Source organism: Pelotomaculum sp. PtaB.Bin117, assembly GCF_002067195.1.
Classification (GTDB): Bacteria; Bacillota; Desulfotomaculia; order Desulfotomaculales; family Pelotomaculaceae; genus Pelotomaculum_D; species Pelotomaculum_D terephthalicicum.
Map to the genome: position 1 here is coordinate 1 of NZ_MVQM01000076.1, position 20,104 is coordinate 20,104.

General features: G+C 51.3%; 21 protein-coding genes and 1 pseudogene. 9 read left to right on the forward strand and 13 right to left on the reverse strand.

The annotated features are described in order from the left end of the window. Both A4E54_RS05045 and A4E54_RS05050 read right to left on the reverse strand, forming a co-directional pair. Positions 1-859: DUF6179 domain-containing protein (locus A4E54_RS05045; RefSeq protein ID WP_286724798.1), on the reverse strand; the 859-nt coding region annotated here is incomplete at its 3' end. 29 nt (positions 860-888) lie between these two features. Beyond that, entirely contained in the window at positions 889-1,329 is a 441-nt protein-coding gene (locus A4E54_RS05050) for a DUF6323 family protein (RefSeq protein ID WP_286724801.1), read from the reverse strand. Positions 1,330-1,601: 272 nt separating this feature from the next. On the opposite strand from A4E54_RS05050, the gene A4E54_RS05055 reads away from it, so the two are divergent. From A4E54_RS05055 to A4E54_RS05070, 4 genes are read left to right on the forward strand one after another with little or no spacing between them, the layout of a single operon-like run. Then, entirely contained in the window at positions 1,602-2,225 is a 624-nt protein-coding gene (locus A4E54_RS05055; protein WP_286724803.1) for an RNA polymerase sigma factor, read from the forward strand. Beyond that, entirely contained in the window at positions 2,161-2,682 is a 522-nt protein-coding gene (locus A4E54_RS05060) for an anti-sigma factor family protein (protein ID WP_286724805.1), read from the forward strand. The genes A4E54_RS05055 and A4E54_RS05060 overlap by 65 nt, the downstream gene beginning before the upstream one ends. Then, entirely contained in the window at positions 2,679-3,302 is a 624-nt protein-coding gene (locus A4E54_RS05065) for a B-box zinc finger protein (RefSeq protein ID WP_286724806.1), read from the forward strand. The genes A4E54_RS05060 and A4E54_RS05065 overlap by 4 nt, the downstream gene beginning before the upstream one ends. Further along, positions 3,280-4,359, forward strand: coding sequence for a DUF4097 family beta strand repeat-containing protein (locus A4E54_RS05070; RefSeq protein WP_286724808.1), 1,080 nt, complete (start codon positions 3,280-3,282; stop codon positions 4,357-4,359). Before A4E54_RS05065 ends, A4E54_RS05070 begins: the two co-directional genes overlap by 23 nt. Before the next feature lie 7 nt (positions 4,360-4,366). Here A4E54_RS05070 and A4E54_RS05075 read toward each other — a convergent pair whose 3' ends face one another. From A4E54_RS05075 to A4E54_RS05085, 3 genes are all read right to left on the reverse strand, one after another. Beyond that, on the reverse strand, positions 4,367-5,029 hold the full coding sequence (locus A4E54_RS05075; RefSeq protein ID WP_240082680.1) for a SanA/YdcF family protein: 663 nt from the start codon (positions 5,027-5,029) through the stop codon (positions 4,367-4,369). Positions 5,030-5,054: 25 nt separating this feature from the next. After that, on the reverse strand, positions 5,055-5,993 hold the full coding sequence (locus A4E54_RS05080; RefSeq protein WP_240082551.1) for an SDR family oxidoreductase: 939 nt from the start codon (positions 5,991-5,993) through the stop codon (positions 5,055-5,057). Between the two features lie 333 nt (positions 5,994-6,326). Beyond that, positions 6,327-6,608, reverse strand: a complete 282-nt coding sequence (locus A4E54_RS05085; RefSeq protein ID WP_240082552.1) for a hypothetical protein — start codon at positions 6,606-6,608, stop codon at positions 6,327-6,329. A 469-nt stretch (positions 6,609-7,077) separates the two neighbouring features. On the opposite strand from A4E54_RS05085, the gene A4E54_RS05090 reads away from it, so the two are divergent. From A4E54_RS05090 to A4E54_RS05110, 5 genes and pseudogenes are all read left to right on the forward strand, one after another. Further along, positions 7,078-8,385: an efflux RND transporter periplasmic adaptor subunit gene (locus A4E54_RS05090; RefSeq protein WP_286724810.1), complete on the forward strand. Its 1,308-nt coding sequence runs from the start codon at positions 7,078-7,080 to the stop codon at positions 8,383-8,385. Further along, a pseudogene (locus A4E54_RS05095) lies at positions 8,382-9,099 on the forward strand (ABC transporter ATP-binding protein). The gene A4E54_RS05090 and the pseudogene A4E54_RS05095 overlap by 4 nt, the downstream one beginning before the upstream one ends. Next, entirely contained in the window at positions 9,096-10,277 is a 1,182-nt protein-coding gene (locus A4E54_RS05100) for an ABC transporter permease (RefSeq protein ID WP_286724813.1), read from the forward strand. The pseudogene A4E54_RS05095 and the gene A4E54_RS05100 overlap by 4 nt, the downstream one beginning before the upstream one ends. Before the next feature lie 260 nt (positions 10,278-10,537). After that, complete coding sequence (locus tag A4E54_RS05105; RefSeq protein WP_240082556.1) at positions 10,538-11,191, forward strand: 4Fe-4S binding protein; 654 nt, start codon at positions 10,538-10,540, stop codon at positions 11,189-11,191. Positions 11,192-11,237: 46 nt separating this feature from the next. After that, positions 11,238-11,537 (forward strand): metal-sensitive transcriptional regulator, encoded by a 300-nt coding sequence (locus A4E54_RS05110; protein ID WP_240082557.1) that lies wholly within the window; start codon positions 11,238-11,240, stop codon positions 11,535-11,537. Positions 11,538-11,549: 12 nt separating this feature from the next. Here A4E54_RS05110 and A4E54_RS05115 read toward each other — a convergent pair whose 3' ends face one another. The 8 genes from A4E54_RS05115 to A4E54_RS05150 form a co-directional block, all read right to left on the reverse strand. Further along, positions 11,550-12,266 (reverse strand): protein kinase domain-containing protein, encoded by a 717-nt coding sequence (locus tag A4E54_RS05115; RefSeq protein ID WP_240082558.1) that lies wholly within the window; start codon positions 12,264-12,266, stop codon positions 11,550-11,552. Between the two features lie 497 nt (positions 12,267-12,763). Then, positions 12,764-13,138, reverse strand: coding sequence for a sirohydrochlorin chelatase (locus tag A4E54_RS05120; RefSeq protein WP_240082559.1), 375 nt, complete (start codon positions 13,136-13,138; stop codon positions 12,764-12,766). Between the two features lie 80 nt (positions 13,139-13,218). After that, positions 13,219-14,337, reverse strand: coding sequence for a threonine-phosphate decarboxylase CobD (cobD, locus tag A4E54_RS05125; protein ID WP_240082560.1), 1,119 nt, complete (start codon positions 14,335-14,337; stop codon positions 13,219-13,221). A gap of 44 nt (positions 14,338-14,381) precedes the next feature. Next, complete coding sequence (gene cobT, locus A4E54_RS05130; RefSeq protein ID WP_240082561.1) at positions 14,382-15,458, reverse strand: nicotinate-nucleotide--dimethylbenzimidazole phosphoribosyltransferase; 1,077 nt, start codon at positions 15,456-15,458, stop codon at positions 14,382-14,384. A 16-nt stretch (positions 15,459-15,474) separates the two neighbouring features. Then, positions 15,475-16,851 carry a cobyrinic acid a,c-diamide synthase CobB gene (locus tag A4E54_RS05135; protein ID WP_240082562.1) on the reverse strand — a complete coding sequence of 459 codons (1,377 nt, stop codon included), beginning with the start codon at positions 16,849-16,851 and terminating at the stop codon, positions 15,475-15,477. Then, entirely contained in the window at positions 16,833-17,831 is a 999-nt protein-coding gene (gene cbiB, locus A4E54_RS05140; protein WP_240082563.1) for an adenosylcobinamide-phosphate synthase CbiB, read from the reverse strand. The genes A4E54_RS05135 and cbiB overlap by 19 nt, the downstream gene beginning before the upstream one ends. Continuing rightward, complete coding sequence (locus tag A4E54_RS05145; RefSeq protein ID WP_240082564.1) at positions 17,821-19,383, reverse strand: cobyric acid synthase; 1,563 nt, start codon at positions 19,381-19,383, stop codon at positions 17,821-17,823. Before A4E54_RS05145 ends, cbiB begins: the two co-directional genes overlap by 11 nt. Next, a complete protein-coding gene (locus A4E54_RS05150; protein WP_240082681.1) occupies positions 19,380-19,994 on the reverse strand; it encodes a precorrin-8X methylmutase in 615 nt (204 codons plus the stop codon). Before A4E54_RS05150 ends, A4E54_RS05145 begins: the two co-directional genes overlap by 4 nt. Positions 19,995-20,104: the final 110 nt, after the last annotated feature.

Genomic DNA, 20,104 nt, shown 5'->3' on the forward strand with positions numbered 1-20,104 from the left:
CCAATGCTTCAAACGCTTTTCTTATGAGAGACGAACATTGACTGTGGTCTAAGCCTTTAAACTTATCAAGCAGAAATTCATATTGATATCTGGAAATGTTTAATTTATTCGCTTCACTTTCCGACAACACGGAAAAAACGGAATTCGTTATTAATACTTCGAACACATTGATCAAGGCTTCTCTGTAATCGATGCGATACACCCTGCCGTAGTCAGCTAACAGCTTCCCAACATCCTTATTATTAAAAAGACTGCAAAACTGATTCTCTATCTCTAATTTCTCAAGATATTGTTTAATATAAAAGATCCCATTAACGCGCGTATCATCAAGAAGCAGTGGATAGTCTATGCCCGCCATGGTATCATGCGCCTTGAACACCACGTCGTAACTCCTAAAAAACTCCGGCAGCGCTTCATCTATGGTTAAGTGGTACGCTTTGATCGGAACGCTAAGTTTTTTATCCTTTACTCCCTGGTATAGCGCCTTTGTTTTAGTAAGGCATGAAGCCACAAGCGCGAAGCCTTTCTTGTATGCATCCTCCACGCTATGTGTTTCCAAGAAAGATACGGCAGCCTCCGGTTTGTTAAAATTACTCATACAGGCATCGATAGAATAAAGCATGGACATAAAAATACTCTGCGCCGTCTCGACCTTAACAGATGTGCTTTCACCTTTCGTATGCCTTATTATTAAGCTCGCCAATAAAGACATGATCTGAGACTGAATATTATCGACGGTCCGCCGGTCAATCAGCCCCGCCCGTCTTCCCTCTTTCAGGAGCGAAAGGGTATACTGGTTCGGATCCAAACGTTCCTTATTAACTATTGTCTTAATCTCAATATCTGTGCATTTCATCATAATGAGTCCCCTCCCGGAGAATGACCTGTTTACCGACTGGCGCGCTTAAAATTATCGGCAAAAAGCGCGAGTTCCCTATTTTTCAGAAGCTCTACCGAGCCCCGGCTGGAATGATTAAAAAATTCCTCCATCAAACTGATTAATTCATCATCGCCTATTTTATCTTCCGTTTCGCTTTTCATGTAATAAAATATTTCCACCAGTTCATATAGGGTCAACGCGTAATCATCAGTGTTAATATAGGGTGAAGTGCAAAAAGCGGCTATGATTTTCTTCACCGCTTCAATCCCTAATTCAACCCGTCCATGGTTACGGACGGCCCGGTTTCTTGCTTCGATAAGCTCTTGCGCTTCCGCGGCTGTCAATATCAATCCATATTTTATGGATTCTTTGTTGGTCTCGAGTATTTCATTTATGTTAAGCTGTTTCAAAGTTTTTCCCGTTGAATGATAAAGATCAAGCCAATTCATCAAATCAGCCCTCCCATTTTAATAAGATTTAACAAACAAGATTTCAAAATTTGCCATTGACAAATAATTAAATTTATGATATATTTGAGTTTTATAATAGATATTATCACATTATATTCTAATAATACATGTCTGTCAATATGTTTTTCTTTCAAGAAACCTGTGCCGCCATTAAAGTGGCACGGTTTTTTTACTTTAATATTTCACATAATTGAAAGAAAGCTATACTTAAATCGTCTAACCTAATAGAGCCCCCTTAAAGAGGTAGTGAAATGACCGCTGACGAGATCTTGGTAAAAAAAGTGCAAAACTGCGATCTGGCAGCTTATGGCGAGCTTGTGCAGAGATACCAGGACCGGGTTTACAGCCTGGCAGCCAGAATGCTTAACGCACCGGAAGATGCCCGCGACGTTTCCCAGGAGATTTTTATCAAGGTTTATAAATCGTTGCCGGGATTTGATTTCCGGGCAAGCTTCGCGACCTGGCTTTACAGAGTGTCCACTAATGTATGCCTGGATTTTCTGCACCGCCGCGGCAAGGAGCAGAAACGCAGCGAACCCCTGCGGGAAAACAAGGTCCGGGCGGATTGTTTGGCGGATAATAGCCGGGGACCGGAAGAGGTTCTTCTGGAAAAGGAACGCCTAAGGGAATTGAGGCAAGCCGTAGACACACTGCCGGACGGCTACCGCATGGCGCTGGTGCTGCATCACTACCAGGGACTCAGCTACAAGCAGGTGGCCGAAGTCATGAACCTGCCGGAGAAAACAGTGGCCACCCGCATTCACAGGGCTAAAATAATGCTAAAGGAAATTCTGCTGGGAGGTGAAGGCGGTGAACTGCCGGAAAACAAAAAAAACGTTAAGCAAGTATCTGGCCGGAGAGTTACGATCCTCTGAAGCCGCGGCAATTGAAAAACACCTGGCCGGCTGTCCGGCATGCGCTGCCGAGCTGAAAGAACTCCAAAGGCTGGACCGACTGCTGGACCTCTGGCGGCCCGAACCCGCCCCGGATAATTTTTGGGCGGACGTGATGGCGGAAGCAGCGCAAAGCACCTTCCCTCAACCAGCCGGGACACGGTCCGTGAACGGCAAGCGGTACAGTCTGCCGGCCTTTTTCAAGCAGCCGGAAATGTCGCTGCTGCGCGATCTATTAACTGCGGCCGCCGTATCTCTGGCAATTTTCTGGGGCGCCGGAGGTTGGTTTGACGGACGGCAGATGGCAGATTACGGCAACAGCATTAATAGCGTGACATCCGCTTATACCGGCACTGTAGATAAATTTCTGGAGCGAACAACCGGAGCGGCGGGGAAATATACCAGGCCGACTATATTAGAGGAGTTGAAGCAGAGATGAAATGTGTCAACCACCCGGAAAATGACGCGCAAGCAATTTGCGCCATCTGTAACGCTCCTATCTGCGGGGAGTGTTTAGTCGAGCTGCGAAGCAAAAACTACTGCAGGCATTGTTTGGAAGAAAAGATTGGCGTATTAAAAAGCATGAACAATCACAGGAGCAAGTTGCTGGTTTTGCTGATCTCCCTGCTCCCCGGGGCCGGATACATGTACCTGGGGTTGATGAACAGGGGACTGCAGACTATGATTATTTTTTTCGGGACAATTTTTATAGCCGCGATGACGGGAATCGAAGGAATTACCGCCCTGGTGCTGCCGGTAACAATGTTTTACTCCATCTTCGACACCCTGCAGCTGGCGGGACGGATGAATGAGGGTGTATTTATAGAGGATAAACCATTGATAGCTGCCGGAGAACATGCCAACTGGCATAATTTATTAGGCTACGGGCTGGTCGGGATTGGAATTCTGGCGCTGGCAAATAACTTTCTGCCGGAGCTTTTTGATTACCGGTTTGTGCATAAGCTGCTATCTCCGTTATTAATCATTGCAGTCGGAATATTTATCTTATACAGGAGTTTAAGGAGGAGGAAAAACGATGGCAGTGAAAGAGAAATCTAAAGTCGGACCGGTAACGCTGGCCGCGGGATTGATTATCGGGGGTTTGACGCTGCTTTTATATAACTTTGGGGCGATTTCCAGCCTGGAATGGCTGTGGAAGCTCTGGCCGGTGCTGCTGATCGGCCTGGGTATTGAATATCTTTTAAAAAAAAGGGCTGATCCCGAGCGGGATGTCCATTTCCACGTCCCCAGCTTCCTGCTGATCCTGGTGATGATTATAGCCGGTTGCCTGTTATACGCCGCAACCAGTTTTGGAAAGAACATCAGCAGCTTTATTGACGGCTTTCCATGGAGTCACGCAAATTATACCTACAGCAGGAATTGGGAGTCCGGACCTTTGGAAATAATGGCGGGAGAGCAATTAATCATCGAAAATAAAACAGGCGGCATCAAACTCCTGCCTGCTCAAGGCGGCGGGCTGAATCTTAAGGCTTCGATCCACTCACCTGAGAGCGGCCCGGCCAGAGAATTGGCCGATAGGGTAGCCCCGGAGATCAAGCGGGACGGCGGCCGGGTTTCCGTTCAGGCGCCCGATACCGGGAATTCGCTTATGCGGCCTCCGTATACAGACCTGGAGGTGTCAATACCGTCAGGAGTAAATGTATATGTAAAAAGCGGCACCGGGCGGGTGACGGCGGAAAACATGCAGGCAAACCTGAATGTTGAAGGATCGGTGGGCACAATTGATCTCAATGCGATAAGCGGTAACATTGAGGTTGTGAGCAACACGGGCCGGATCAGGATTTTCGAACCGGGCGGCGACTTGCTGGCCAAAAACAACACCGGCAGCATAGAAGTATCTTCCGAGCGCCCGTTGTCCGGCAAATATGACTTGGAAAGCAGCACCGGCATGGTTAGTCTGCTGCTGCCGAAGCAATCCGACTTGGTTATTAACGCTGAATCCCGCACAGGCAGAGTGTCGGTGGAGGGTCTTGCAAATGCAAATGATGCAGATAAAACAGGGCCGGGAGACGAATTCAGCGGTCAGCTGGGTAACGGCAAGGGTCAGGCCAATCTGCGCGTCGGCACGGGCGCTATAAAAATTACGGCACGGTAAGGATGTGTTATTGATCGTCCGTGCTCCTTCCGTCTCCGGTCACCGGGATGGTATCGCCCAGAAAAGTAGGCTGAGGTTTAAGGATTTTAGCCAGGAAGAAATCCTTGTTCCTGGCAACTATTTCCCTCAGCTTGTATATCGTCATGACCTCACCGTAATCGTGCTGATCGGACGCCACTCCGTAAGCCTCAAGCCCCAATTCCCTGGCGGCAAACACTGCCCGCTTCAGGTGGTATTCCTGGGTCACTATAATAACTTTTTTAACCAGAAAAACATCCCTCGCCCGGTAAATACTCTCGTAGGTACAAAAGCCGGCGTGGTCCATAAACACGTCCGCTTCCGGAACGCCTTTATCTTTTAAGAATTTTTTCATGGTGTTGACCTCGTCGTAATCCTTGCGCCCGTGGTCACCGCTAACCAGTATTTTCCGGACCTTTCCGCTTTTATACAGTTCGTATGCCCCGTTTAAGCGGTCATAGAGCATGAAAGAGACCGTGCCGTCCGGAAAGACGTAAGCACCCGGTACAAGTATGGCGTCCGCTTCAGGAACCTCGCTTGCTCCGACAATGTACCTCGAACTGGTTCGTTGAACGTACTGGTCTATGAGTAAAGCTGAACTGATAATTATCACTGCCAGCATGACGAAAACAGCCGAAATCCTTCTGACCATCCTGCTTTTCAAAGGTCCGGTACCATTACAGCTTTTCATAAGATTCCTTCCTGTTTCTCCGCCGCGCAAGCTCGCTGGCATATTTTACACCCAGCATCTTTGAATTCAATGCCGCCCATTCAGTCAGCCTTGTTTTTCCCGCGGGCGGTGAATCCGTATAGAGCAAATCTGCTTTCAGCCCTTCAATTTCCTCCCGGGTAATTACCACATCCCCGACTATTTTTCCGATAAACCAGCCAACCATATATCCGATGAAATCAGGAACAGATACCACCGGCCTGGGCTTTCCAATAATCTCGCCGATTTTTTGAACCAGTTCCCGGTATGTAAAAGTTTCCGGCCCGATTGCGTTAATAATCCTGTTTTCCCTTGCCGCCCCCTGCTCCACCGCCAGCCCGGCCAGGTCATCCACAAATACCGGCTGCAAACGATAGCTGCCGTCTCCGAATACTCCGAACACGGGGAACCTTCTCAGCATCCAGGCAATGTTGTTGATGAGTATGTCCTCCTTCCCGAACAGGACGGCCGGGCGCAGTATGGCGTATGATATCCCCGATTCTTTCAGCGCCTTTTCCAGCCTTGCTTTTCCCCGAAAGTATTCAAGATGAGAATCTTCCGCCGGATTTGTGATGCTGACATGCACTATCCTCTTAATATTTGCTTTTTGGGCGGTCTGAAACAGTTTTAGCGTGTTTTCAACCGCCGCTTTATGTTTGAAATTGGTATGATTAAACCTGACCCAGTAAGTATTGTATAATACGGCGGCTCCTTGCATGGATTCTACAAGCTTGTCTTCATCGTCAAAATTATACGGATATACTTGCACTCTGCTCCCGAAGGGGTTTGAGCGGCTGGTAGAGTTTGTAAGGGTGCGGACTTGATGTCCAAGATCAAGCAGTCTTTTAGTTATATATTGGCCTGAATAACCGAATGCTCCTGTGACGATATGCACTTCACGGGTCATTATAATCACCCCAAACCGGAATTATTTCAGATCTCCAGCAATTCAAATCCATTTTGGGAATTAACCTTTCTCCGTGCGCCAAAACAAATGCACAATATGTTAATGCTGTGCCACAAGGAAAAAGGGGCCGCCAAACAGCATGCCGGCTATGAGTAGAAGTCTGAAAGCTTGCCAATAAGTTATCTGCTTTAAGTTAAACAAATCCGGCATCGTTATATTCCAAAGATACTGTAGCAAAAGAGGCACCAAAAACAGCAAACCGAGAACCAATAATATATATCCTAAAACATATAACGCCAAACAAAACACATCCTCTCTTTCATATACTCTTGCTCAGCCTAAATGACTTGTATTTGTAGAAAGACTGCCGGTAAAGGTCCTGATGCTGTACTTAAATCCTGGTTTATCACCCAACACATACTGAAAACTTACCTTATCCGCATTATTATTTTCCTTTTTAAAAACCATGATTTTTTTTGGTAAAGTCAATGAACATTGCCAGTGTGATAGCTCTTCCTCCCCAAAAACTTGTATTTTCGTAAATAAACACAATTGATTATATTCTGCTATTAAGCCTTTTGGGATCTCAATTAACTCATCTTTATATTTTTGCAATAATGCCACCGCCGAATCTCAAAATACTGCTTTACCAGCATATAGTCATAATGCCCCGCTATATTCTTATAATCATCATACATCCCAAGGACTCTTCCCTCAACTAATAATCCGCATTATAACTCCTATTGGATAATGATAACTGTATTGCACACTTCTACCTTTTACACCAAATTTCCTTCTGCTTGAATGATCATTTTTTAACTTCATATAAAAAAAGACGAATTCATGGTAAAATATGAGTGACTTTCCATACCATACCAAGTTGTATCAATCAGCAAATTGCTATCAGCAATTTTAGAGAAAAGTGTCACAAAACAGCATTTTACTGCGTCTATATATTAACAATATTTTTATAGCGAGAGAATTTTAGCGGAAATAAGCTATTAAATTGAAATAAATTGTGTGGTTGATCCGTCTAATTATATTGAGAGAAAGCTTTGTTCATGAATGAAAGGGGAGACTTGTTTTGCGGCCAGTCTTGCAAAGACTTCGGAATATGCCTGGGAAAAGAGTGCTTGCCGGGGTGTTGATCCTCGGCCTTATTATGTCGGTGGTTGCGCTGAACATGGTGAGAAGCAAAGGACAGGCCGGTGTCCCGGTGAAAACCGCCATTGTTGAGAACAAGCCCATTCAGGATAACGTTTTTGCCTCCGGCAGGGTAAGGCTGTGCGCGAAACAGGAGTTGTACACATTTACCGGCACAACGGTACAGGAGCTGAACGTTTCACCCGGCGACCGGGTGAGCAAGGGACAGGTTCTGGGTCTGCTGAATGCCGACGAGATCGAGGACGATTACAATGAGGCAAAGGCGAATTTTATCGCCCAGGAGGCGACTTTAAACAAGGCCATGTATCCCCGGGAAGAGGAAGTAGCCCAGAAAAGAGCAAGCTGCCAGAGAGCGGAAGCCGAATACCGGAACGCTCAGAAGAACTACGAACGCAAAAAGCTTTTATACGATCAGGGCGCGCTGAGTGAAAAGGAGCTTGACGACGCTGAGCTCGACATGGCGCAAAAGGAAGCTGAATACAAAATCGCTGAAGAAGAGTGGAAAATGCAGGAAACCGGTCCTGTCGGCCATGAACTGACCGCCCTGCAGGCTCAAATCGAACAAGCCCGCTACCGGCTCGAACAGGAAGAAAACAAGTTAAACAAGACTGTGCTCCGCGCGGAAATGGACGGCGTGGTAACCACGGTGGAAGTGGCCTTGGGCGATTACGTCCAGCCGGGAACCAGGCTGATTACCATTGGTGATACCGGGCAGTTGGAGGTAACTGCCGGTGTGAATGAAGCCGACAGCGGCAAATTGAAGCCGGGCCAGAAGGTTAAGGTCACTACCGCTGCTCAGCCCGGCCGGGAGTACAGCGGCATATTGCAGAGCGTTTCCCCCGGCGCGGTGGCGGCGAAGACCACGGAGCAGGGCAGCCAAATCGAAGTTCCGGTTATCGTCAGAATAGACGGCGACACGGAGGGGCTGCGCCCGGGGTATACGGTTGACCTGAGCATCACCGCGGTGGACAAGGACAATGCTTTGGTGGTGCCATATGAATCCGTCGTGGAAAAAGAAGGAGTAAAACAAGTTTTTGTGGTGGAAAACCAAGTGGTAAGGCTAAAAGACGTTACCACCGGGGTCGACACCGCGTTGCTAACGGAAATATTAGCGGGGCTTTCTGAAGGAGAAAAAGTTGTCGTTAGTCCCGGCAAAGAACTGCAGGACGGCAGCCGGGTGCAAGAAGTGACGGAAACGCCGGTCAATGAGGGAGTTAACCTGACATGATCAAAGTAAAAAACCTGGGTAAAATTTACAAGGCGGGCGCGCATCCGGTGGTAGCCCTGGCTGATGTTGATCTGACCGTTAAGCCGGGTGAGTTCGTGTCCGTGATGGGGCCTTCCGGGTCGGGTAAATCCACTCTCATGAACCTGCTGGGCTGCCTGGATATTCTGACTTCCGGCTCCTATCTGCTGGACGGCATGGAAGTCAGCGGCATGAGCGAAACGGAGCTGGCGCAGGTCCGCAAACTCAAGATCGGCTTTGTTTTTCAGGCCTTTAACCTGCTGCCCCGCATGAGCGCCATGCGCAATGTTGAACTGCCCATGATCTACGCCGGGGTCGCTCCCCGCGAAAGAGCGAGGCGGGCTGCGGAAGCGCTGGAGAAGGTAGGCCTGGCGCAAAGAATGAGCCACCGGCCCGGCGAACTGTCCGGCGGCCAGATCCGCGGACGAGCCCACGGGGAACCTGGACACCCGCTCGGGAGAAGAGATTATGGCTATTTTTCAGGAATTGAACCGCGGAGGGGCCACCATCGTCCTGGTCACGCACGAGCGGGAGATCGCCCTGCATACCTCCAGGATCGTCCATTTCCGGGACGGGCGCCTGGTGGATGATGAACCCGTGGCCGCCCCGCTGGACGCCAGGGAATATATCAGCGCGGCTGTACCGGTTGGTCAAGCCGGCAGCAATATTGAAAGCGGGGGGGAATCTGGGCGGTGAACCTGCTGGAGAGCGTTAGAGTAGCTCTGGAAGGAATCATGACCAGTAAGCTGCGCTCCTTTTTAACCACCCTGGGCATTGTAATCGGTATCGCCGCTGTGATCGCGGTGGTGGCCATCGGCCAGGGCGGCAGGGCGGTGTTAATGGCCGAGATGGAAAAGATCGGCACCAATATATTCGCCATTTACGTGGACTGGCGGAGCGATAAAAAGGTTACGGGACGCGAGTTCAACTTAAGCGATGTAGCGGTGATCAAGGATAAGGTGCCCGATATCACCCACCTTTCTCCCGTTAACAATTCCCTGTGCGACGTCAGGGGACCCAAAGACCAAAAAACAGGCCGGGTAATAGGCGTCTCGTCTGATTATTTCTATATCCGTAAGTTTAACATGAAAGAAGGCCACTTTTTCACGGAGGAAGACGACGCGGGCAAGCGCCGCGTGGCCGTGCTTGACGAAGAGCTGGCCGGGCAGGTTTTCGGCAGGGCGGAGGCGCTGGGCAGCATGATCACGCTCAACAGCACCCCTTTCCTGGTCGTGGGAATATTGGCGAAGAGTGAATCCGCCCTGGGATTTAGTGAAAATCCCGGCGTGTATGTCCCCATCCAGGCCTGGCAGGTTATGTTCGACAACCAGGTGCAGGAACTGGAGGGCAGCGCCGCTTCGAAGGAAAAGGTGGACGAGGCCATGGGCCAGGCCGTGAAAGTGCTGGAGCGGCGGCACCAGACGCCCGGCAAGTACGCCGGCATGAGCATGGAGCAGGAGATGCAGGCGGCCAACAAGATAACCGGCATCATGACCTTGATTATCGGAGCCATAGCCGGAATATCACTATTTGTCGGCGGCATCGGGGTAATGAACATCATGCTGGTGTCGGTGACCGAGCGCACCAGGGAAATCGGCATCCGCATGGCCTTGGGAGCCAGGCGCAGAGACATCCTGGTTCAGTTCCTGATCGAATCGATTATGCTATGCCTGCTGGGAGGCATAATCGGCATGGCCCTGGGCGCCGGGGGAGCCTACCTGATCGCCAAACTGGCCAAATGGCCGCCGCTGGTGTCCTGGTGGACGGCGCTGCTGGCTTTTGCGTTTTCCGCCGCCATAGGCGTGGTGTTCGGACTTTTACCCGCCAACAAGGCGGCCAGGCTGAACCCCATCGAGGCGCTGAGAAGGGAATGATTTTCTCATCCCCCGATACAATCACATCTGCCTTTCTTTTTCTCCATTCGGCTGAGAATGGAGTTTTTAATATCAAAGGGTGTTGACAGAGCAAATAGAGCATGGTATTTTATTATTATAACTACCTATACCAGTAGGGGTATAGGTAGTTCTGTGACATGATAAATAGCCACGAATAAAAGGCATTGCTGTACATATACCCCTTCCCGGTATTGTCATGCTCCAGAATTTATTTGATTATGTAGAAAGGAAGATGCAGTATGTTAAAAGAATTAAAAAAGAAAAGACGTTACCTGCAATTATCGACCGTGCTGGGACTGCCATTGGTCGCTATTGGCGGCTGGTTTTATCCCGTATTGGGTTTTCTGCTTCTCGGCTGCATGATCGCCGGGGTGGGCATCGCATTTTACAGAGGCCGGGCATGGTGTGACTGGATGTGTCCAAGGGGAAGTTTCTTTGACCTCTTGTTTAGCAGCGTCAGTCCCCAAAAACGAATACCGTCTTTCTTAAGAGGCAAAATTTTTCGCAGCTTCATGCTGGGAATGATTTTCCTGGTGTTGGGAACCCAGCTTTACCTGGCCTGGGGCAGGTTTGACCAAATGGGCTTGGCCATGGTGCGTGTTCTCACTGCAACCACTATTGCCGGAATAATGCTGGCATTGTTTTATCATCCGCGCACATGGTGTCACATTTGTCCCGTCGGCACACTGGGCAACTGGGTTTCCAGAGACAGGCATCCCCTTGTTGTCGGACAGAGTTGCACTAAGTGTAAAATTTGCTCCAAAGCTTGTCCTATGCAACTGCAACCCTACGAGTTCGCGTCTGTAGGGCTAATGAGCGACAGCGATTGCCTCAAGTGTTCTTCATGCATCGCCTCATGCCCCAAAAAAGCCCTTGGTTTCGCAGATGTTTAAACAAGAAGAACTATGCTAATAACTAGAACTAAGGAGATGTATATAATTGCAGAGCGGGACGCAACAAAATGCCGAGGATAAACATCAGCTATTGCAGGAAGAATTGCTAAGCAGGCTCAAAAAAATTGAGGGGCAAGTGCGCGGTGTTTACAGAATGATTGAAGACAGCCGCAGCTGCAGTGATATCGTTATCCAACTTGCCGCCATCAGAGCGGCGGTAAACAGGGTGGGTATCACTGTGCTTACCTGTCACGTTTCCGACACAATAGAAAGCAACATACGAGAAGGCAAGGACGTCAAGGATTCTCTAACCGAGATCATGTCTGTATTTAAAAAATTTTCTTAAGGAACTTTAAGATTAAAGTTCCTTAAAGTCCCTTTCAACATCTTGGATACTTTTGTACCTATCTTCGATGCCCATTAATTTTTTTAAAAACAGAATCTCCTTTTGCTGTAAATCCAATTCTTCATACCAAGCTTTTTTCTTGTTATCTTTTGGCTCAAAAGATGTATAGTACAGGTGTAAAAGAAAGTCCCCCAAGTAAGAAAAATCCACATCCACGGTATATCTTTTTTCGTCAATCCAACGGGCCAGCCCGAAATCTATTAAACTTACCTTATTGCCGTCATATAATGTGTTCGGCACCCTTATATCCCTGTGCACAATATTGCTTCCATGCAAATATTTTAATATGCTAATTACCTGCTCACCGATCCGGCATATCTCTTCACGGCCGAAAACATAATTTTCAGCAAAAATTAATTCCTCGAAAGTATTGCCTTCTTTATACTCTAAAACATAACCATAGCATTTTTCCTGCTCAATTTTCTTTATAAATCCCGGAATGCATTCATGCTTTAAAGTCTTTAATATTTTTTCTTCATAACCAGCTTTTGCCCGGCTTTTTTTCAGCATTCCTTTTTTTAATTGCTTAAGTATATATTGTTTTTCATGATCACAAACCAGATAGCAAATACCATATCTGCCTTCACCGATTATTTTTAAAACGGTATATTCACCAATTTTTTGAGATGGTGAATATACCGTATCCTTGTGAAATAATCTTATGACCATGAACTGCGGCGCGAGTGACGGCGTCTGTAATGATGCGAATGAGAATGCGAGTGTCTTCTGGAACTGTTTATAGCGTCAATAATTTTTCCTAAAATACCGCCCCGCCTCTTGTAATAGTGACTGCCATGGCTTCCACGGCGATAATGTCCCTTACTTGATGAACGTGAAAACTTAGATAAAAATCCCATAATCTAACCTCCTGGATTAATTATTTTCCTTTGCAAGATATTTTATTCAGATATTATAAAAAATACCTGTGGCACCATAATTTCAACTATTATAGTCCCATAGGTATTTTATCTGTTGCCGGCAATGCCAAGCCGGCTCCATGCAACTGAAGATTAAGTATATCGCCTGTATATCGCCTGCTCCATTAATAAACTATTCTTTTGCCCCTAGTTTATGCCAAGACAAAACTGTTTGTCAATATTTTTTTAATATTAATTCCAGATTAATTCCATAGATGGTAAATATTAGAAGATACCGCATTCACAAACTCACACTACTTCTCTGATGCGTTCGGAAACGATCTCGGCAATTTTTGCATCAGCTCCCATATGAGCGGCGCACTTTATCTCCACTTCATATTTTGCTTTGAGCTGCTCAATCATGACAGGTATATCTTTCTGCATATGTATACCGTTTGAGATAAAGACCGGCGCAACAATTATTTTTTTCGCGCCGCTTCCAATCAGCTTGTATACGGCTTCCTCCAGCCCCGGTCTCCCGGATTCCGGGTTCATAAAGGCAGTTTCCAGCAATTGAAAACCATTGTTAGCTTTAATCATGTTCGACAGCTCCAGTAAAACCTCATTAGCTTCATCCACTACCGCCCTGCTGCCGTGCCCCAGAACTACAATGCCAATTTGCATTTCTAAATTCTCCTTCTTAGAAAGTTATGATAAAAAAAATACTCGCACAGTTTGGTCGTATATAGGTCGTATATAGTTAATTATACCTGTAATATCTCTGCCAAAACCCGCAGCAGCGTTGAATTAGAGACGTGATCTTTAACCGCCAGGCGAATGTAGCCGGATCCCAAGCCGGGAAAAGAACTGCAGTCGCGTATTAAAATCCCCCGCCGGCCGGCCGCCCTCGCCAGCTCCTGAGCTTTCCACCCCGCGGCGCTGGTATCGACAAGCAAAAAATTAGCCGCGGCAGGAAACGGTTTCAAACCAAGTTCCGCCAGCCGGCCGGCAAGAAAGTTTTTCTCCCGCCGAATTAAAGCCCGGCTGCTTTCCATATAGTCATCTTCCCTAAGGGCGATCTCTCCGGCCATTTGGGCCAGGATGTTGACGTTCCAGGGGTCCCGGACTCTGTTCAGGATAGAGGTCAGCGCTGCATTGGCAACGGCGGCTCCCAAACGCAGCCCCGGCATGGCAAAAAACTTGGTAAGCGAGCGCAGTACGAGCATGTTGTCGGCGTCAACGGCCTTGGCGCATAAAGTCAGCTTCCGCCACTCCGGCAAGAAATCAAGAAAAGATTCATCGATAACCAGGAACACCCCCCTGCGGCGGCAGATTTCCGAGATCTCCCGCAGGGCTTTTTCCGGAATGAGATTGCCGGTCGGGTTGTTGGGGTTGCATAAAAAAACAAGTTCCTCACTAGAAAGTTTATTCGAGATAAACGCGGGATCCAGCTGAAAGCCGTCCTGCGGCTTCAAGAACACCGTGGCTATTTCCGCGCCGCTTATTTGCGACACGCGCCGGTATTCGCCAAAGGTCGGCTCGCATATGAGCACCCGGCGCGGCTCAAGGGTTTGCATCAGCAAGTGCAGGATTTCCATCGAGCCATTGCCGGCTGCCACATTCTCCACTCCCACACCGAGATAGTCAGAAAGGTTCTTTCTAAGGCCGTGGTTCTCCGGGTCCGGATAGCGCTGAATGACTTTAAGATTGCGTCTCAGGCAATCCAGCACCGCTGCCGGAGGCCCCAGCGGATTGACATTCAGGCTGAAATCCAGCGTTTCCTCAGGGGTTCTGCCATACTGCAGCGACGCCTCGCGCCAGTTGCCCCCGTGAACAATCCCTTCTGTTTGAGCCATCCTCTCTTCTATTCCTCTTTTGACCATGCTAAGGCCGCAACCTCCAAACCGAATTATGGGTATAAAGTTATTCAGGCAGTTGGGGCGGCGCTTGGTAATGACTCCGCCACGCCTGCCTCGCTAAAGGTAGCCATCTCGTTTAATACCTTCACCGCCGCGTCGACGAGAGTCATGCCCAGGACCGCGCCGGTGCCTTCACCCAGCCGCATGCGCATGGTCAGCATGGGCCGCAGTCCCAGCATCTGAAGCATTACCCTGTGGCCGGGCTCCTCAGACAGGTGAGACGCGATCATGTACCGGCGGCATAACGGGTTCAGCTTTGCCGCGATACAGGCCGCGGCGGCGGAAATAAAACCGTCGATCATCACCGGCACGCGGGCGGCCGCGCCTGCCAGGATTAAACCGGCCAAGCCGGCGATTTCCAGTCCCCCCAATTTTGCCAGAACATCAAGACCGTCCTCCGGGTCAGGCCGGTTTACCTTTAATCCTTGCTCAATAGCCTTAATTTTAAGCTCCAGTCGCTGATCATCAAGGCCGGTGCCGCGGCCCACGATATCCCTCACCGGCTTGCCGGAAAGAGCGGCTAGAATGGCTGTGCTTGGCGTGGTATTGCCGATGCCCATTTCACCGGTACCGAGCAGTTCCGCGCCACGCCGGACGCAGTCATTAGCCACCTCGATCCCCACCTCCAGGGCTGCTATCGCCTGCTCCCTGGTTAGCGCCGGCCCCTCGGCAAGGTTCGCCGTGCCATAGGACACTTTGCGCTTCAGCAAACCGGGCAGGTCGGGCAGGTCGGCAGCAACGCCGATGTCGACCAGCAGCAGCTCCACTCCGGCATGGCGGGCCAGAACATTGATCGCCGCCCCGCCGTTGGCAAAATTTAAGACCATCTGGAGAGTCACTTCCCGGGGAAAGGCGCTGACTCCACAGGCCGTAACGCCATGATCGCCCGCCATAAGGACATGAGTCTTGCGCAGCGGAGCCGGCGGCTGCCTGCCGGTAATACCGGCGAGAGCAAGGACGATATCTTCCAATACCCCCAGGCTGCCAGGCGGTTTGGTAAGATTATCGAGCCTGGCCTGGACCCTGTCTTTTGCCTCATTGTTCAATGGCTTGATCGCTTCCATAGTGCGAGTGAGCAATTCCATCTTTTCAGCATTCCCCCTACTTTTTTAAACTGCGGGCATAGGCGCGGCATCGCGCCAAAAAATTATTTGCGGCACCCGGATTCCCGGCCCAATGGAGATGTATATACGATGCAAGCACTGAACCTGAAGCATAACCTTCTAATTGATTATTTTCAGTCAGGCGATAGGCCCAGGGATGACCTTCTGCCACTTCCAGCCCTGAATAATGAAACTCGTGGCCTTTTACCAATAAACCGGCCGGGCCGAGGATACTAATGCCCTGTGTTGCCGCCTCCCGGTAACCCATGCCGGCCAGTCTCTTTTGCATGCCGCAGACGGCGGGCACCAGACCGGCCATAGGCCAGATTCTGTCATCAAAGTCTTTGATCGCCCGGCAAAGATACATCAGCCCTCCGCATTCAGCATAGAGCGGCAATCCCCCGGCTGCTTTTCGCCTGATATCTTCATGCAACGTTGTATTGGCAGCCAGTTCCGGCAAAAACATTTCCGGGAAACCGCCGCCGATGATCAGTCCTGCCGCGCCCGCGGGAAGCCGGGCGTCTGTCAGCGGGCTGAAAGGCAGCAGGCAAGCGCCGCGGGACTCAAGATAATCCAGGGCATCCCGGTAATAAAAATTAAAAGCAGCGTCATGGGCAATGGCTACCGGCAAACGCCCGGTCACCGGCTGAGGCGCGAATAAAGGGCGCTCCGGCGCCCCCAACTTTTCCGCCCCACCCGCCAGGGTCATGATCCGATCCAGGTCCAGTGCTTCGCCGGCGATATGGGCGAGCCGGTCCAGCACCTTGTCAAGCTCCGCCATCTCCACCGCCGGAGTGAGTCCGAGGTGCCGCGAGGGCAGCGCCAAACCCGCCTCCCGTTCCAGGCAGCCGACGACGGGAATGCCGGTGGCTTCCTCAATCGCCTTTTGCAGAATCTCTTTGTGCCGTTCCCCGGCGACACGGTTTAGTATTACACCGGCGATATGCACTCCGGAATCATAACCGGCATAGCCCATTACCATGGCGGCCGCGCTCTGGGCCAGAGAACCCGCGTCCAGAACAAGCAATACCGGTGCCTTGAGCATGCGGGCCACTTCCGCCGTGCTCCCCGCGCCGCTGCCCGCCCTGCCGTCATAAAGACCCATTACTCCTTCAATTATTCCTATATTGGCTGTAGCAGCGGCTCTCAAGTATAACTCCCTGATTGTCGCCTCAGGCAATAAAAAACTGTCCAAATTGCGGGACGGGCGTCCGGTTACCGCTGTGTGGTAGCCGGGGTCGATATAATCGGGGCCGACCTTGTACCCCTGCACCTGCAATCCCCGGCGCGCCAGGGCCGCCATCAGTCCGGCGGCCACGGTAGTTTTACCTGAGCCGCTTTTCACACCGGCAATTACTACCCGTGCCTGAACCATAAAAAGCTCCTCCCAAGTTCCAAGTCCGGTAGAAACCAGAGTATTATACCGCCCGCCACGGTAAACAACAATATCGCCACGTTCAACAGCTTGACCGAACCGGCAATATGTTCCGATGTTATCTCCTCACATGGTGCACCAATATGAGGACGGAAAGAAGCTATTCCCCGGTAGTAATTCAAGCCGCCAAGACGCACCCCCATGGCGCCGGCGGCGGCCGCCTCGGGAAAGCCGCTGTTGGGACTGGGGTGGCTGCGCGCGTCGCGCCGCATGGTCGACCAGGAGCGGGAGAAGCTAGTGCCGGTCAGGGCGGCAGCCAGGCAAATGAACAGGCCGGTCAGCCTGGCCGGAAGATAATTGGCCAGATCGTCCAGGCGCGCGGCCGCGCGGCCGAAATAAAGATACTGCTCGTTGCGGTAGCCCAGCATGGAGTCCAGGGTATTAATCGCCCGGTAAGCCATCGCTAGCGGCACCCCGCCAACCAGGCCCCAAAAGAGAGGGGCGATTACCGCGTCGCTGGCATTTTCCGCGACTGTTTCTACTACCGCCCGCGCGATTTCACCCGGCGGCAGTTCCCCGGTATCGCGCCCGACAATTAATCCTGTCTGCCTGCGGGCTTCCGTAAGTTTATTGTTTTTAAGCAGCCGGTAGATCTCCAGGCCTGCTTCCGCCAGGCCGCGCCAGGCCACCGTTGTCGACAGCAGCCAGATACCCAGACAGACACCCGCCGCCGGAGCCAGGCGGCAGGCCAAAGCAAGCAGCACATAAGCGGAAAGCCAGGATGAACCCGCCACCAGTGTCACCAGTGTTGCTCCGGCAATTAATTGCCCGCGCGGCGTGACCGCCAGGGGACGGAATAAACCTTCCAGGCGGGCGATCAGCCGGCCGATCAGCCGGGTCGGGTGGGGTAGCCACCTGGGGTCGCCGATTGCCAGATCCAGGGCAATCGCTCCCAGGAAAACGGGCAGGTTAAGAAACAAAATCCACAACCTCCAGGGGACGGGATAGTCCCATGATCTCCGCCAGCCGTTCCAAGTCCAAGGAAGCTCCGACAACCCGCGCCAGTTCGTCCAGGCGCTTTTCCAGATCGGCCGCAAATTTATAATCACCCTGACGGTCCGCCAGGCCGCGCCGCCGCCGCAAAAAAGACAGCACATTGCCGCGGAAGTTGTCGTTATCAAAGATGCCGTGCATGTACGTACCCAGGATCAACCCGCCGGGAGCCACGGCACCGTCGTCAACTTCAGCCGGTTCCTCTCCCCTCTTTTTGATCCGAAAGGCCGCTTCTGTCCGGTTCACGCGCCTGCTCTCACCCATGTGGATTTCATATCCCCTCACCTGCCAGCCGCGGCAGGGTCCCAGAAAAGGACCATCGCCGGTTATATTCGCCTCAACAAGATAAGTGGCCTTGGTAAGAGCGAAATCAGTCACAATATCGAGCAGTCCCATCCCTTTGACTCTCCGCGCGCCGCCGCCTTCACTGCCCTCAGGGTCGTTTATTTCAATACCCAGCATCTGATAACCGCCACAAATGCCGATCACAGGCACACCGGCAGCGGCCAGCCTTTTAATCTCAGCGACCTTGCCGCATTCTTCCAAGAACAGGAGGTCGCTCAGGGTATTTTTGCTTCCGGGCAAAATGACCAGGTCCGGCTTCCCCAAAGGCTCCTTTCCGGCAACATAACGGACATTTACCCCAGGCTCCCGCTCCAGGGGGTCAAAGTCGGTAAAATTAGAGATGCGCGGAGTCGTCACAACGGCAATTTCTATTTGCTCCGCTGTCGAAGCCCGGTTGATTTTCCTTTCTAAAGCCACTGAATCTTCTTCAGGCAAGCCCAAGTCAGGCAGGTAGGGAATTACCCCGAGCACCGGCTTGCCGGTTCTGGCCTCAAGAAATTCCAGCGCCGGCCGCAACAGCGCCAAATCACCCCTGAACTTATTGATGATAATGCCTGACACCATCTCTCTCTCATCAGGATCAAGCAATTCAAGAGTGCCCACCACCGCCGCCAGCGCGCCGCCGCGGTCAATGTCGGCCACCAGCAGCACCGGAGCCCCGGTCATCCTGGCGATGCGCATGTTGGCAATCTCGTGTTTCTTTAAATTGACTTCCGCCGGACTGCCAGCGCCTTCAATGACGATAATTTCAAACTCCCGGCAAAGACTCGTGTAGGCCCCTTCCACCACGCCCAGCAAGCTCTGGTTGTAGTTACCGTGGTATTCCATGGCCGAAAGGTTCCCCACCGGGCTGCCCAGCACCACTATTTGCGAAGAGGCGGGGGCGGTCGGCTTAAGCAAAATGGGATTCATCCGCACGCTCGGCTCCACGCCGGCGGCATACGCCTGGAGAACCTGGGCACGGCCCATTTCGCCGCCATCGCGGGTTACACAGGAATTCAGGGCCATATTTTGAGACTTGAACGGGGCCACCCGGTAACCCGCCCGGTAAAAGAGACGGCAGAGGGCGGCGGCGAGAACGCTTTTGCCGACACTGGAACTGGTGCCTTGCAACATAACACTGTAGTTCATCATTCCACCGCCAGTTTGAGCAGGGCGTTGACGGCAGCGACGGCCACCGGGCTGCCCCCCTTTGTTCCACGCACCATCACGTGCGGGACAGCCGTGCCGGCCAGGGCTTCCTTGGCCTCGGCCGCGCCGACAAAACCGACAGGCACACCGATAACCGCCGCCGGCCGGGCAGCGCCCGCCTCAATCAACTCCAGCAGGCGAAAGAGAGCGGTAGGCGCGTTGCCGATAACCACCAGGCCGCCGTCCATCCGGTGGGCAAGCCACTCCATGGCCGCCATGCCTCTTGTGATATTTCTTTTTTTTGCTTCGGCAGCCACGTCGGGCTCCCGGATCGCGCAAAAGGTTTTGCCGCCCAGCGAGTCAACCAAACGGGCATTGATACCCGCGCGGACCATTTCTATATCGGTAAAAATGCCGGCGCCCTGCTTCAAAGCCGCCACCGCCGCCGTGATAAAGTCCGGGTGAAAAGATATTAACCGGACATAATCGTGGTCGCCGGTAGCGTGAATGATCCTGAGCAAGACCGCCTTTTCTCCAGGAGTCAACCGGCAGCAGCCCAGTTCAGCGGCGATAAGATCATAACTCCGGGCCTCGATAGCCTGCGGGTTTTGCATAAAAGCCAACGACTCGCCACCTCCTATAAAGTAAAATAGCCTCTCGGCATTCGCCGAGGCAGATGGCACAAGGCTTTGCTTGAACCATCGTTATTGAATTCCTCCTACTT